Genomic DNA, 14,899 nt, shown 5'->3' on the forward strand with positions numbered 1-14,899 from the left:
AATCCTAGTGCATATTAAAAACCATCGCTCTATTCTAAGTTAGCGAGCACGGGGCTGCTTGACCACGTTATTCATTGATGGCAAACGTTTTAATAATAAAAACAACCAAGCATTGATGGACAGTAATAAAACGAAATCCAGCAGGTAAAGGAGAATTTCAGCCCAACCACTGCCATAAACTCGAATGAATAGTGTAACCCCGCTAGCCCCTAAATAGACTAAGGTCAGCATACTACCAACCAGCAATATATAAGGGGAACGGCCACGTAATATGGCTGGGGTCAATATAAACGCTGGGATAAGCCATAAGCCATACCACACTATCCCGCCGACAATATCGGGACTAGTAGGGTTGACGATACTGATCAATACCGGCATTGCCAATAGTCGATAAGCCAGCCATAGCAGCCAAGTCATGACTAAAAGTCTATGCATAGGAGCTATAGGCTTACTGGCTTTGTCTACTTTAACTGACTTTTTGCTAGTGTTAGCGACAGGAGTAGCACTCGCCACACTTGGACTAGCAATAATATTAGAGTCAGTAATATCAGCAGCTTCAGTGCTGTCTATAACGCTAGTAGCTATCTCAGCTTGGCTATCAAGCGTAGCTAAATCATTGGTAGATACTGAACGCTGGGCTTCATTATTAGGATTGTTAGTAGCCATTAGAGAGGTCTGTTTCCTAGTTAAGGGCTGCTATCGAAGGTGCTTTTTAAAGTTACACTCAAACACCATCTTTTAGATAGTATTCTATAAAGCTCTCTTCGACTGAGCAAGCTTATTAGCGTTTCCATTTGGCTTGAGCCAAAGCGGTGGCTGCAATAGTCAGACGATAACCTTGAGCTATCGCCAATTCACGTTCGTCTTCACTAACTAGCTTATCGTGCGCTGCGCCGCTAACGTGGCTAGCGCCATAAGGCGTGCCACCTCGCTGAGTACGATTCAGCGCCGGCTCTGCATAAGGCAGACCTACGATCATCATGCCATGATGAATCAGGGGAAGCATCATAGTTAGTAATGTAGTTTCTTGTCCACCATGCATAGAGCCAGTAGCGGTAAATACTGCAGCAGGTTTATTCTGTAAATTACCAGCCAGCCATATCGTAACCGTATTGTCCCAAAAATACTTTAGCGGCGCTGCCATATTACCAAAATGAGTAGGACTGCCTAGTGCCAAGGCCGTACAATCTTTCAGATCATCCATCGTACAGTAGAGATCACCTTCATCAGGAATAGACGGCAGGCTGGCTGTAGTCTCAGGGGCTACTGGCGGCACCGTACGAATCCTAGCAACTAGTCCTGCATCCTCGATACCTTGAGCGATAGCATAAGCCAAAGTTTTGGTAGTGCCATGATTAGAATAATAAAGCACTAACACATAAGGGGTCGTTTGACTCATTAATAACATTCCTTTTAAAGTTGCTCTTATCATCAGTATTAAAAGATATTAGCAATTAGCGGTAGTGAGTAGTCGCAATGATTGATTATACCATGCAGCCGTTAAGCACTTACAGGCAAAGCTGTGACTTAGCACTCTTAAACAGCGTTAAAACTTACGGTTACAGCTATGCATTTTGACACAAATAATCAGAAGATACTAAACTGCTAATTTTGTTACAATATCGTATCTTAACCCCTATTAAATGGCCGATATGGAAAACTTATTAAAAAAACTGCCCTTTTTACAACAGCATTGGTTTCAGTTCTTAAGATTTTTGGTTCGGCACTTTTTTCAAGATAACTGTCAGCAAAAAGCCGCTTCGCTTACTTATACTACTATGCTGTCAATTGTGCCTATGCTGACGGTGCTGTTGATGATTTTATCTTCAGTACCAGCACTATCATCAGTTAGAGCACAGATTTACGAAGTAATTTATAGTAATTTGCTGCCACAATCGAGCCTACAAGTTAGTAAGTATATTAATAGCTTTGCCGAAAAATCATCTAACTTAACTATTATTGGGGCGATGATTTTACTGGTTACTACTATTATGACCTTAACCACTATTGAACGCGCTTTTAACCAGATTTGGCAAGTTGAAGACAGGTCAGGCGGTCTGAAGAGCATGCTGCGTTACTGGACTATAGTGACTTTAGGGCCGTTAGTATTAGGAACAGCATTTCTGGCATCGAGTGCAGTACAGAGCTTTAGCTTGTTGAATCGGCAGATAAATGGTTATGGTATTGACTGGGGGTTTTGGATTCAGCTGGTATCTACAGGTGTTACCGTTGCTGGCTTTACTGCTATGTACTGGTTTATACCAAAAGCTAAAGTCCCCTTCAAAAATGCCGCTATTGCTGGGATTTTTGTAGCGATTATCTTTGAGCTGTTAAAGCATGTCTTCGGTACAGTTATGAGCAACTTTACCAGCTATGAGGCTATTTATGGCGCCTTTGCGGCGCTACCGATTTTCTTGCTGTGGATTTTTTTATCGTGGAACTTAATCTTGCTGGGGGTTGAGATTAGCTATACTTTAACAATTTTTGCAACCAAAGAAGTTTATCCCCGCCATCCATTGCTAAGCCTGTTAGATATGCTAAATCTGGTTTATAGCCATCACTTAGAGGGTGACGCTGTCAGTGAACAAGACTTACGTAATGTGCTGGGTCGTAAAGAGCTACCTAAATGGTATACCTATATCAATTATCTGCAAGATAGTAACTTGATTACTCTTACTGAAAAAGATGAATACGTTCTTAAAAAAGACTTAAATCGGATGACTCTATGGGACTTCTACCGCACCTTGCCCTATCCGCTACCTATCAAAGATGAACTGGATGAAATGAAGCGTGGCAGCCAATATCCTTGGCTCAGCTTATTGGTCAACCGTTTTGTCAATACTGAAGCTTGTGCCAAACAACAGCTGGACTTGTCATTAGCGACTATCTTTACTCATAGTGAACCGCGGAAAAAAACTTCTGCAGATGGCGAGCAGCATTCCAATGACGGCCTTATAAGTGAGCAAAACCAGATTGCTCATAATGGCTATGATCGGAATGGCTATGACAGCAATAGTCATAGCGACGATAATAGTACCCCATGCTTTGAAGCCGAGGCTTACGATAAAGACAGCGAAGTTATCCATGACAACAATAACCATGACATCGTCATTCCAAATGGTGATCCAGCTGATGCTATAAGCAAAAATCTTAACGCTAACCCTACTACTAGTAAACCCGCAGCTATCCCAAGCAAAGCCAACATCATTACTGAAGCCGATAATCCAGCAGCGTCGCTGTAAGCTTGAGCGCTTAAATAGGGTTATTAACCTAGCTAGCACTCAAGTTACGCTCTATATTTGAGCTTGGCTTTAATAAAAAAACCTCTACTTATATTGCGGAGCTCGTGCCGGTGAAAGACCACTCTAAAGATAATCTGTCTGCCTCTGTCTTTGCCACACTAATAGCTTGGTTAAAAGATTTTAGGCAGCGCTGGTCATTTGAAAATCTGACCAATTTGCCTGATCGTTTAAAAAACATTTGGCAAAGGCTGCTTGGCTCTTATTGGTTTATTCCTATCGCTTGCATAGTATTAGGCATACTTTTAGCGCCACTATTGCTGTCTATTGATCAGCACTTTGATCGTGAAATGGTGAGAGACATTAGCTTTGCATTTACTGGTGATGCGGATGCTGCGCGGGCTATTATGACAGCAATCGCCGGAGCGATATTAGGAGTAGCAGGCACCACGTTTTCTATTACTATTGCCGTACTATCGATGGCTTCATCACAATTTGGCCCACGGCTACTACGTAACTTTTTAACCGATACTCCTAACCAATTTGTTCTAGGTATCTTTTTGGGTACTTTTAGCTATAGCTTATTAGTACTGAAGGCTATTCATAAGTTTGACGTTGGTTTTGGTGTGCCGCAGTTAGCAGTTACTTTTGCTATTGCTCTTGCGGTCATTTGCGCGCTATTGCTAGTGTATTTTGTCCAGCATATGGTACATGCAATTCAGGCCTCACATGTCATTCAAGATGCCAGCAACGACGCCATTAACAACATTAATTATTGGTACAGTGCCACTTGTGATCTGCAACATCAACAAAATATGTCTGCCAAAGATATTGATCGCTATCACCAGTGGCCAATGACTCCCCTCTATGCTCCAGCTTCAGGATATCTAAGACAATTATATGTAGAAACGCTAATAGCGCTAGCTAGTGACTATGGTGGCGTTATCCAATTGCATACTAATCTTGGCAACTTCGTTACTGATGCTAATGTTATAGGGCACTTCTATCAAAGCCCAGATGATCATGCAAGCTTACTACAAAAAACTAAAACCTCAAACTTAGCACTTCTACCACGCAGACCTGATGGTTTATTCTGGCAGCGCTTTGCGGCAGGCTTAGCTATTGACGCTAGACTGTCACACTCAAATGATATCGCCTACAGCTTAGGGCAAATGACTGAGATTGCGCTACGTGCTTTATCTCCGGGGATTAATGACCCTAAAACAGCAGTAAACTGTGTGCAATCTTTGACTACTTGCTTGAGTATCATGTTGCGTCGACAGCCTCCCAGCTCCTATCACTTCTATATACCATCACATGATAGCAATACTGACGATATTGCAGTCAACCAGCCAGTACCCGCAATCTTAGCACTCATTACTAAGACCCCTAAGATATCGGACTTTATCGATACCTCATTAGGTGAAATACGGCGTTATGCTACGGCAGATTTGATGGTGCTAAAAGCGCTGTGTCAGGCGATTACTGATCTGAATTATGCTAGAGTTAATAGCGCTCAACGTCAGACCTTACTGCATGAACTAACGCTGATTGAACGCGCTGGACAACAAAACTTAGCTTATAGCGAGCTCACCGCCGACTTGCAAGCCATGTGTCTACAGGCAAGAGAGTTTATCCATGATGATAACGCTAAGCACTTACACTTTGAATATGTTAGTGAATTTAATGCTCATATTCGTAAGGCGCTAGAGACTCAAGCTAGCTAGCTTGTTTAACTTCCATTTTATATATTTGAGAATTTTTTATGGCCTCTGCAACTAGTCTAACCGTACTCGAAATCAGCGCCATATTTTTATCGATCACTGCTTTGCTGACTTATTTTAATCACCGTTTTATTGGTCTGCCGACTACTATAGGCGTGATGGTCATCTCTATCTTATTGTCTATTATAGCGATATTTTTGGGGTTCTTAGGCTTTGATCAGCTGATTGATTATGAGGTTAGCCTACTAAACCAGCTGGATTTTACTGAAGTATTGTTAGATGGCATGCTCTCAATGCTATTATTTGCTGGTGCTTTGCATGTCAATATCGGTGATCTAAAACGTTATAAACTACCCATTGGTATCCTTGCTTGTATAGGGACGATAGTATCAGCCGTGCTTATTGCTGCTGCTATTTATTATATGCTGCCGCTGTTTGACTTTGGTCTGCCTTTTATTTGGTGCTTGCTATTTGGTGCTTTGATATCGCCAACGGATCCGATTGCGGTGATAGGCATCTTAGCTTCAGCCAATGCGCCAAAGAGTATCGAAACGGTAATCGCTGGCGAGTCATTATTTAATGATGGCATTGGGGTAGTAATCTTTGTCATTCTTCTCGGCATTTTGACTAGTGGTAACATCCCGACAGTCAATTATGTGGCTCATGCGCTAGCAGTTGAAGCTGGCGGTGGTATCGTCTTCGGTTTAGTACTCGGTGCTATTTTGTACTATATGCTCAAGAGTATTGATAGTTATCAAGAAGAAGTGCTATTGACCCTAGCTGGGGTGATTGGTGGTTATGCGCTCGCCAGCCATTGGCATCTATCAGGGCCGTTAGCTATGGTAATGATGGGACTAATGGTTGGTAATCGCGGTCGCGAGCTAGCAATGAGTGATAAGACCCGCCACTATATCGATCTATTTTGGGAGTTAATCGATGAGATATTGAACGCTATTTTGTTTGTATTAATCGGTTTAGAAGTAGTAATGATTGCGTACTCAGGTAATCTATTTATCGCTGCGGGCTTAACTATTATTATTGCTCTATTAGCACGACTTATCGTAGTCGGCATGACCACTAGGACCTTTAGACACCAACTCAATTTACCAGTAGGTGCTTGGAAAGTACTGACTTGGGGTGGTTTACGTGGTGGTATCTCCGTGGCGCTAGTGTTGCAGCTACCAGCCGGTGCCGAGCGTGATATCTTATTAGCCCTTACTTATGCGGTAGTAGTATTCTCAATCCTAGTACAAGGCTTAAGTATCGGTAAAGTTGCCAAAACTATTAAACCTATCAACGAGCTTTAGAGGGAGCCTTACAAAGCCATTAACTATTAAACTAATAAACTAATAAACTAATAAACCAAAAAGCTAGCTTATTAAGTAATAAAACCGCCAAAGAAGAATGTCTTTTGGCGGTTTTATTTGTGCTGTTAAACAGTGCTATTAGACAATGCTGATAAATAAGATAGTCTCTGCTTATATGTGACTAACTAATGCACTAAAAATTATTAATGATCAGCTTGGTACCAATAATTAGCAGAACTAAATCAAGCCTTTACGCTTCATATTTCGATAAACCACGATCACGATAACCACGTTTAATAGCAATATAAATAATTTAAACCCATCGAATGTACTAGCGAACAGATAGTACAGCTCTATAGGTATAAAAACACCGTATCCGATGACGCTAAACCAATAGGCCCAAGTTTTATCTTGCCATAAGCCGTAAGCTTCAATGAAGCGCAAGCTGGCATAAGCAAAAATCAACAATAAGAATAACGTCCAGTTGTGACTAGCTTTTTGCGCTAGCTGTACTATGCTTTCTACTTGCGCTGCTAACAGCTGACCAAAGTTTTGCTGCCAAGTATTAGTAGCAGTCGCTAGCCACTGATCTAAATCTTTGTGCCATAGCCATAAAGCAGCTGCTCCTAGCAGCGCGCCAATACCTTTGACTATCTCATAGATAGCTACTGCCTTGATCGACTCACTAGATTGACTAGCTGCGCTCACCTTTATAGGCAGCTTGGCATTAGATAGATTAGCCAAAGAATGTCTCCACGACACGACCTTGTAACTGTTGGCCGAAGAAAGGGGTGTTTTTACCGTTAGACAGCATAGTTTCAGCAGTTACTTGCCATTTCATATCAGGGTCTACTAATATAGCTCCGCCAGTTTCTAGATATTGATCTTCAATACCAGCAATTTTTGCCGGATTGAGACAAATCTTAGCCACTAGTTGCTCTACCGTTAAAACCTCATCACGCACTAGCTGACACGCCAGCGCCATAAAAGTATCGAAGTTAGAGATACCTGGGATACTTTCAGCAAAGGGGGCTTTTTTGGCAGTAACGTTAAGCGGCTCATGATGGCTACAAATGGCATCGATAGTGCCGTCTTTAAGACCACGACGTAGCGCTTGCTGGTCAGTGTTACTGCGTAATGGCGGCAGCACATATGACATAGCATTAAAGCCTTCTAGATTATCATCAGTCAAATGCAACTGATGCATCGCCACATCACAAGTGACTGGTAAACCCTTATCTTTAGCCCAGCGCATGAGCTCCACTGAAGACTTACAGGACAGCTGACTAAAGTGAGCGGCAATACCGGTCTCTTCAACCATTAGTAATTGCGTTGATAAAGCTACGGTTTCGGCAATCCAAGGAATACCTTGCAAACCATGATAAGAAGCGATATAGCCTTCGTGAGCTACGCCATCGCCAGATAAGCTAGGCTCATCAGGATAGAAGAATACTTTCATCCCAAAGGTAGCGGCATACTCCAAGGTACGCAACTGGACTAAATCATTTTCAAAAGGTCGACGAGCATTAGAAACTGCAATACAACCCCCTTTTTTGAGGCCGGCGATATTAGAAGGTCTCTCACCCTTTAACCCTGCCGTCAGTGCCCCTAAGATATGCAAGTGAATGCCGCCATCTTCTAACGCTCGTTCTCGCAAACCCTTTAGCAATGAGCCATTCTCTAATATAGGATTAGTATCAGGCGGAATGACTACATGCAAAAACCCGTTAGCCAGTGCTGCGCTGCCTTCTGATGCCAGCGTTCCATGCTGCTGCAAGCCTGGTTCACGTAAGCGGGCGCACAAATCAACCAAAGGCGGTAGTAGCCACATTTGATGATCTGATGCGTTATTAGTCAACTGCTCACTCACTGAACTGGGTAGTGATTGGCTAAAAGCGGTAGGCAATAGGTCGACTATCTGTGCTGTAGTGTTATTATTATCGATCATGAGCTGGGTACCATGTAAATAAGTTAAATAGGAAAGTAGACAAAAACTAACCAACAGCCATTGGCTAAATTAGTATCACATCAAAATCTAATCTACTGCTAGCAATTATCCTCTATTCGCTTGGTGAGCGCGCTGCCCTTCCATAGTCAAAGCCAATACTGCCATACGTATAGCGACCCCATTACTCACCTGCTTTAAGATAACGGATTGCGGGCCATCAGCCACGCTTGAGGCAATTTCCACCCCACGATTCATTGGCCCAGGATGCATAATTAGCGCATCGGGTTTGGCTAACGCTACCCGCTCAGGGGTAATGCCGTACTGCTTATAATATTCACTCGATGAAGCTAGTAGAGGCGAGCCAATACGCTCGTTCTGTATTCTAAGCCCCATAATCACATCACAGTCACGCACGCAGCTGTTCATATCCTCATAGACTTGCACCCCAAAACGCTCAATACCTTTTGGTAGCAGCGTACGTGGCGCTATCACTCTAATATCTTTGACACCTAAGGTTTGCAAGGCACTGATATCGGATCGAGCTACTCGTGAATGCTTGACATCGCCAATGATAGCCACTGACAACTCTTCAAACGGACGCGGCGCTTCACGGTGAATAGTGAGCATATCGAGCATACCTTGAGTAGGATGTGCATGCCAGCCGTCACCGCCGTTAATAATAGCAATATCTGGGGTCACCTCAGTAGCCATAAAATGTGCAGCGCCAGAAGCGGAATGACGTACTACAAAAATATCAGCAGTCATTGCTTGTAGATTCCACAGCGTATCGCGTAGGCTTTCGCCTTTTTTCGCACTAGAGCTGGCGATATCAAGGTTCAACACATTAGCACCAAGACGTTTTTCAGCGACCTCAAAGGTAGTCCGCGTACGAGTTGATGGCTCAAAAAATAGATTCATCACCGTACAACCTTCCAACTCAGGACGATTAATCAGTTGCCCATTTTCATCGAAGAAAGTTTCAGCTTTGGCAATGATAGCTTGCAATTGCGCTTTGTTAAGACCTTCCACTCCCAAAAAATGCCTTATGCTACCATCACTATTTAATTGTGGTCGACTAAGCGAAGTATTGAGTCTTTGATGAATAGTACTAGGATCAAACTTGGCGTATTCAGAAGGGGAAACGTTATTCTTGGTATCGTGAGTATTTGGCATAATGGCAAGTCTTTATGATAGGTTTATATTTAGGATTGAATTTACTGATTCAAACTGAATATTACAGCTAAGGTTATTATACTTATAATCATTGGTATTTTGCTTAAAACACTTAGTTAACCGTCTAGCAATAAGGACATTTTGTCGCTTATTTGCTACACTTTACCGCAATAACTTTATAATGCTAATGACTACTGATAATGAATGTTACAACTTAAGGCTATTATCAACTCTTTTAATGACGGTTGTACCAAAATTTATCAGCGCCAACGACATTAAGACGGCTCATTAATTAGCGAATGACGATAAAAATGCGATAGATTTTCGTCAATCAAAATAGTTGTTGTAGAGAATATCATCTTATTGTTTATAAACGCTCAAAGGGTCACATTAATAGAGAGAGATAGCTATTTTAAGGCCGCTAACTATCCATCCTATTAAATGAGGACATGCCTTAGCCATAGTGTAGCTGATTTTGTCATAGTCATAAACATAACGCTCTGACTAATTTAGCGCAGTTATGTATGTAGCTATTATTTGACCGCTAAAAATACGCTAAGCTCTCTTAATATAACTTTTTATCCAGCTTATCAATAGCTTTTAACCGCTATTATTACCTTTAATAGCTAATAATTAATACTGTAATGCATTGCCTAATCACTATTTATTAAAGATTCAGTTAAGATTTATAGCCCAGTTGTTTTATCACTTTTTTATGATAACACTTTTATTATAATCCTACTTATTAGGAAGCTTTATGACCACTTTGACCGACTACTTAAACCATGTTTCTTGCGACGCTGCGCTTAGCGAAGTAATCACCACTGTTACTGACGTTGGTAAAACCATTGCCCAGCTATTAAGGAAGGGCGCGCTTGCAGATATCTTAGGGGAAGCGGGCAATCAGAACGTTCAAGGCGAAGATCAAAAAAAGCTCGATGTTTTAGCCAATGATTTATTATTAGACGCTTTAGCACAAAACAGTCATTGCGCTGGGGTTGCCTCAGAAGAACTAGATCATGCTACTCCTGCCAATGTAGACGGTAGCTTATTAGTATTATTTGATCCTCTTGATGGCTCCTCTAACATCGACATCAATATGGCGGTGGGAACTATTTTCTCCATCCTTCCTTATAATCGTCAAGGCCAAGCGAGCAAAGATCAAGACTTTTTGCAGCCAGGCACTAAACAGCTAGCAGCTGGCTATTTATTATATGGCACTTCTACGATGCTAGCGCTGACTATCACTGATACAGTAGTTATGTTCAGTCTCGATCCTGATACTGGAGATTATATCGTGGTTGAAGAACAAGTCCAAATCGATGCAGACACTAGCGAGTACTCGATTAACAGCTCCAACTATCGCTATTGGCGTGCGCCTATGCAGCAATATATAGATGAGTTGATCGCTGGTGAAGCTGGTGTGCGCGAGCGTGATTTTAATACCCGTTGGGTAGCAGCCATGGTCGGTGATGTGCACCGTATTTTATGCCGCGGCGGTCTCTTTACTTATCCGTTTGACACTAAGTATGCCAATAAAGCTGGCAAATTACGCTTGATGTACGAAGCTAATCCGATGAGCTTACTAATTGAACGGGCTGGTGGTAGTGCTACTGATGCCGTCAACCGTATCCTTGATATCGAGCCTACAGATATTCATCAGCGGGTGCCTGTAGTCCTCGGTAGCAAAAACGAAGTCAATTATGTCAGAGAGCTACATTTACAGCATGCTAATAAACAGGGCTAACTTAGATAACCGTCTGTAATAGGCGGTCATCCATAAATGACCTTGACTGGGTTTACCTTTTTAACTACTAATTTTTAGCCAGTTAAACGGTTAAGCCGCGCAACTTTATATTGATTTTTAAGCGGTCTATTATGACATTATATTCAAACGAGCTAAACCCACTAGTTACTTCTGATAAGAACCAAACGATAAAGCTGGCCAAAGCTTTATTAACTCAAGCACGCCAACGTAATAAGCAAGCGCAGACTGTACTTGAAGGCATACATTTAATTGACGCCGCTTTACGCAGCGATTATCCATTCGAACAAATACTAGTAGCAGAATCCGCTCATGGGCACCCTGAAGTGCAGCAAATATTAAGCCGCCTGACTACTGATATTAGTGTTTTAATCATGTCAGACTCGTTATATAAGAGCATTCGTAGTCTAGGCTCAGGTATCGATGTTATGGCCATAGTCAAGATACCAGCTCCTATTCTGCCGATGATTACTACTGACTGTTTGATATTAGATGACGTCCAAGACAGCGGTAACGTAGGTACTTTACTGCGTACTGCTGCTGCTGTTGGCATTGATACTATACTTTGTACTAGTGGCACGGCTCAAGCATGGTCACCAAAGACTTTACGGGCAGGCATGGGTGCGCAGTTTGCATTGACTATCTATGAAGGGCTAAGCGTGACAGATATTTTAGATAAAGTACAAGTACCACTCTTAGCCACGAGTTCGCATACCGATACCTTAATCTACCAGCATGATCTACGCCGGCCTACCGCTTGGATTATGGGTCACGAAGGTCAAGGGGTTTGCGCTGAGCTCATGCAATGTGCTACTCCTATCGCCTTACCTCAGCCTAATGGTCAAGAGAGCCTCAATGTCGCTATTGCTGGAGCGCTCTGTCTGTATGAAACTTTGCGTCAAAGAAGTTATTCTTAGTTGGATTTGCTATAAGGGTACTACAGTTAGAATATTAGGCGAAATTAAGTAGAATATTTTAATAAGCATTTTTGCAGCAAAAAAATGACTGAATAACATGATCCTTTGAATCCGTTATTCAGTCCTTACTCATTGAAACAGCTATCAAGTAAATATTATAGTCTGCCTACTATAAAACCAGCGGTTAAGTACCTACCTCTTTAAAGCTTTCAGCATAATTATTTGGCGCGTTAAAATTGGTAAAGCTAATGCTAATAGATTTTTCTAATCCATTGACACAATGCCACCATCCAATAGGTATAAATAAAGCATCACCAGCCTCGATAGTGACTTCCACTGGGGTCACGTATTGCATAAGCGGGTGTGTGTTTAAATCGATTTTAGGAAAATCCACCTGACTAAATACATGCGAATCGTTATACATCCAAGGCACTTGCCACGCTGGAATCAACGTCACTTTTTTACTGCCATAAACCTGAACTAGCATGTTATTGGTTAAATCATGATGTATTGGGGTAAATACCCCTTTTGGTCCCATCCAAAAATAAGTATTAAAAGTAGGATCATCAGTGAGCATACGGTAACCTTCGCCAAAGTCACCTAAATCTTTAAAAGCTGGTCTTACAGCGTTAATGTTTTGCTGGGTATTATTCGCCGTCATATAGTAGTCATTGCTATCACCGCCATTTTCAATCATGTCTACAAACTCAGCCATGCGCATAGACTTACGATGCTGCTCAGAGTTACGCTCAAATAATGCATCACTCTCACGGTTGAACTGCACTTGAATCTCAGCCTCGCCTAAAGTGTCTGCAAAGTATTGAGGACTCCACTTTTTGAGTGCTGGCCAGTGATCAATACCCTTTTTTAAGACTACAGGCTTATGTTTACTATAGTAGTCTTTAATGAACACCTCAAGCGGCGGTGTATCGATCACCTCAATCTGCTGATTATAACCTGGATCTAATCTAGCCAAATCATCACAAGTTTGTAGCAGCCATTCTCGTTTTTTTAGCAGTTTAGCAGCTCTAATACCTGCTTGTAGATAAGGACTTTTATAGGCGGCTTCTATTTCGAATACAATCTGCGCGTTACTAAATCCTTGTTGCAACAATACTTGCGCAATGCTGTTTTTACTCGTCCCTTCAAGTAAATTAGACGCTACCCACTCCTTCCAGTTATCTGCAAGCGTATCAATAGACTTTTCGCTATCATTTGATGCTACTGTCCAGTGGGTACTCAATGCTGTTTTGATTTGCGCATCCGAAAAACTATTTTCCTTCAATGTCTGAGCGATTGTCTCTGCTTGCACACCGCGCATTATATTCGTTGTCACCCAATCATCCCAGTCTTGGGGCAAGCGTTCTGTGGTATTCAGTACTGTACTCATTAGTATCTCCTAATCCTTTAATGTACTAATTAATCGGTATATTATGTGGTTTATAGCGTAAGTCGCTGTCAATTAATCAGTTTAGTAAGACTAACCTTATCAGGCAATAAAATATAGACTGTAAAACATGACTATAAATATAGCCATCAGATAATAGCGGCTTGGTAAAGACTTAAGTATGGCATATTTTTTGTACTATCATCACTGGCCTACTAGCTCATAACTCTTTACTTTAGTAGATTAATATTAGACAGATCAATAGTAGACGGTAGGGCTACTATTTACTCTATTAAGAAATAGTGTTTTATACAATATAAGTGATTGATCGTTAGCACACTAATGCTTAACAGTATGACCCCTCACTTGAGACTAAGATGATTTGACAAAAAAGCCTCCGAACCAATTGGTTGGAGGCTTTTATTGTTATCCCTTGCAAGCTGCTAATAGGTTATCAATAACCTATTATCAACCATTAACTTATCAAAATTTAAAAATACTTAAATCTTACTAGTTAATTCAGGCAATGCTGTGAACAAATCCGCTTCCAAGAAGTAATCAGCCACGCTAGCGATAGGTGAATCTGGATCATTATTGATAGCTACGATAACTTTAGAGTCTTTCATACCCGCTAAATGCTGGATGGCACCTGAAATACCAGCGGCAATGTATAGATCTGGAGCAACGATTTTGCCAGTTTGACCAACTTGCATATCGTTAGCAACATAACCTGCATCTACTGCCGCACGTGAAGCGCCAATAGCAGCACCTAACTTGTCAGCAAGCGGTTCAATATACTTAGTAAAGTTCTCACCATTAGCAAGCGCACGACCACCTGAAACTACGATTGATGCTGAAGTCAATTCAGGACGGTCAGACTTAGCCATCTCTTCATTAACGAAAGTTGCTTTACCAGCTTCTTGTACATTATCGATAGTTTCGACAGTAGCCGAACCACCTTCGGCGGCCACAGGATCAAAAGCTGTGGCACGTACTGTTATCATAACTTTTTCTTCTGTTGTCTTAACAGTAGCAGTAGCGTTGCCTGCATAGATAGGACGTTCAAAATTTTGTGGATCTATAACTGCAGTGATCTCAGACAGCATACTCACATCAAGTAACGCTGCTGCACGTGGCATAAAGCCTTTGCCCGTGCTGGTTGCAGGAGCCAAAATATGACTGTAGTCACTAGCAATATCAGCAACCAATAACGCAATATTCTCTGCCAATTGATGCTCATAAACTGCATTATCTGCTAATAGGACTTTAGTCACCCCTTCAGCTTTCGCAGCTTCGTCAGCTACCGCTTGATTACCACTACCAGCAACCAATACATGAACATCGACACCTATTTGTTTAGCGGCGGCGATAGTGTTTAAAGTTGCCTTTTTTAGACTGGCATTGTCATGTTCTGCATATACCAAAATAGCCATGATTTT

The 14,899-nt window shown here is 41.7% G+C and carries 12 protein-coding genes; 5 read left to right on the forward strand and 7 right to left on the reverse strand.

The window, feature by feature from the left end; translation table 11 throughout:
- Positions 1-39: 39 nt before the first annotated feature.
- Together KPY62_RS13960 and wrbA are read right to left on the reverse strand one after the other, a co-directional pair.
- A complete protein-coding gene (locus KPY62_RS13960; protein WP_324033851.1) occupies positions 40-666 on the reverse strand; it encodes a hypothetical protein in 627 nt (208 codons plus the stop codon).
- 115 nt (positions 667-781) lie between these two features.
- Positions 782-1,399, reverse strand: coding sequence for an NAD(P)H:quinone oxidoreductase (gene wrbA, locus KPY62_RS05355; RefSeq protein WP_201623058.1), 618 nt, complete (start codon positions 1,397-1,399; stop codon positions 782-784).
- 253 nt (positions 1,400-1,652) lie between these two features.
- On the opposite strand from wrbA, the gene KPY62_RS05360 reads away from it, so the two are divergent.
- From KPY62_RS05360 to KPY62_RS05370, 3 genes are all read left to right on the forward strand, one after another.
- The gene (locus KPY62_RS05360) at positions 1,653-3,242 is read left to right on the forward strand and encodes a YihY/virulence factor BrkB family protein (RefSeq protein WP_216581131.1); all 1,590 of its coding nucleotides are present in this window, start codon (positions 1,653-1,655) and stop codon (positions 3,240-3,242) included.
- A 110-nt stretch (positions 3,243-3,352) separates the two neighbouring features.
- Positions 3,353-4,966 (forward strand): DUF2254 domain-containing protein, encoded by a 1,614-nt coding sequence (locus tag KPY62_RS05365; RefSeq protein WP_216581132.1) that lies wholly within the window; start codon positions 3,353-3,355, stop codon positions 4,964-4,966.
- A gap of 38 nt (positions 4,967-5,004) precedes the next feature.
- Positions 5,005-6,270 (forward strand): cation:proton antiporter, encoded by a 1,266-nt coding sequence (locus tag KPY62_RS05370; RefSeq protein WP_216581133.1) that lies wholly within the window; start codon positions 5,005-5,007, stop codon positions 6,268-6,270.
- A gap of 237 nt (positions 6,271-6,507) precedes the next feature.
- On the opposite strand, the gene KPY62_RS05375 is transcribed toward KPY62_RS05370, so the two are convergent.
- From KPY62_RS05375 to KPY62_RS05385, 3 genes are all read right to left on the reverse strand, one after another.
- Entirely contained in the window at positions 6,508-7,014 is a 507-nt protein-coding gene (locus KPY62_RS05375; protein ID WP_228730582.1) for a DUF2127 domain-containing protein, read from the reverse strand.
- A complete protein-coding gene (locus KPY62_RS05380; protein ID WP_216581134.1) occupies positions 7,007-8,218 on the reverse strand; it encodes a dihydroorotase in 1,212 nt (403 codons plus the stop codon). The genes KPY62_RS05375 and KPY62_RS05380 overlap by 8 nt, the downstream gene beginning before the upstream one ends.
- Positions 8,219-8,323: 105 nt before the next feature.
- Complete coding sequence (locus tag KPY62_RS05385; RefSeq protein ID WP_201623052.1) at positions 8,324-9,391, reverse strand: aspartate carbamoyltransferase catalytic subunit; 1,068 nt, start codon at positions 9,389-9,391, stop codon at positions 8,324-8,326.
- 757 nt (positions 9,392-10,148) lie between these two features.
- Here KPY62_RS05385 and KPY62_RS05390 point away from each other — a divergent pair.
- Together KPY62_RS05390 and KPY62_RS05395 are read left to right on the forward strand one after the other, a co-directional pair.
- Entirely contained in the window at positions 10,149-11,138 is a 990-nt protein-coding gene (locus tag KPY62_RS05390) for a class 1 fructose-bisphosphatase (RefSeq protein WP_216581135.1), read from the forward strand.
- 131 nt (positions 11,139-11,269) lie between these two features.
- On the forward strand, positions 11,270-12,073 hold the full coding sequence (locus tag KPY62_RS05395) for a TrmH family RNA methyltransferase (protein WP_216581136.1): 804 nt from the start codon (positions 11,270-11,272) through the stop codon (positions 12,071-12,073).
- A gap of 184 nt (positions 12,074-12,257) precedes the next feature.
- On the opposite strand, the gene KPY62_RS05400 is transcribed toward KPY62_RS05395, so the two are convergent.
- Positions 12,258-13,463, reverse strand: coding sequence for a cupin-like domain-containing protein (locus KPY62_RS05400; protein WP_216581137.1), 1,206 nt, complete (start codon positions 13,461-13,463; stop codon positions 12,258-12,260).
- A 497-nt stretch (positions 13,464-13,960) separates the two neighbouring features.
- Positions 13,961-14,893 carry an electron transfer flavoprotein subunit alpha/FixB family protein gene (locus tag KPY62_RS05405; protein WP_216581138.1) on the reverse strand — a complete coding sequence of 311 codons (933 nt, stop codon included), beginning with the start codon at positions 14,891-14,893 and terminating at the stop codon, positions 13,961-13,963.
- Between the last annotated feature and the right edge of the window lie 6 nt (positions 14,894-14,899).

It is taken from the genome of Psychrobacter sp. TAE2020 (genome assembly GCF_018919485.1).
In the GTDB taxonomy this organism is placed as follows: domain Bacteria; phylum Pseudomonadota; class Gammaproteobacteria; order Pseudomonadales; family Moraxellaceae; genus Psychrobacter.

Excerpts from the sequence above, each read along its gene's own strand:
- KPY62_RS13960 (WP_324033851.1), bottom strand. The coding sequence starts at position 666 with ATGGCTACTAACAATCCTAATAATGAAGCCCAGCGTTCAGTATCTACC.
- wrbA (WP_201623058.1), bottom strand. The coding sequence starts at position 1,399 with ATGAGTCAAACGACCCCTTATGTGTTAGTGCTTTATTATTCTAATCAT.
- KPY62_RS05360 (WP_216581131.1), top strand. The coding sequence starts at position 1,653 with ATGGAAAACTTATTAAAAAAACTGCCCTTTTTACAACAGCATTGGTTT.
- KPY62_RS05370 (WP_216581133.1), top strand. The coding sequence starts at position 5,005 with ATGGCCTCTGCAACTAGTCTAACCGTACTCGAAATCAGCGCCATATTT.
- KPY62_RS05380 (WP_216581134.1), bottom strand. The coding sequence starts at position 8,218 with ATGATCGATAATAATAACACTACAGCACAGATAGTCGACCTATTGCCT.
- KPY62_RS05385 (WP_201623052.1), bottom strand. The coding sequence starts at position 9,391 with ATGCCAAATACTCACGATACCAAGAATAACGTTTCCCCTTCTGAATAC.
- KPY62_RS05390 (WP_216581135.1), top strand. The coding sequence starts at position 10,149 with ATGACCACTTTGACCGACTACTTAAACCATGTTTCTTGCGACGCTGCG.
- KPY62_RS05395 (WP_216581136.1), top strand. The coding sequence starts at position 11,270 with ATGACATTATATTCAAACGAGCTAAACCCACTAGTTACTTCTGATAAG.
- KPY62_RS05400 (WP_216581137.1), bottom strand. The coding sequence starts at position 13,463 with ATGAGTACAGTACTGAATACCACAGAACGCTTGCCCCAAGACTGGGAT.
- KPY62_RS05405 (WP_216581138.1), bottom strand. The coding sequence starts at position 14,893 with ATGGCTATTTTGGTATATGCAGAACATGACAATGCCAGTCTAAAAAAG.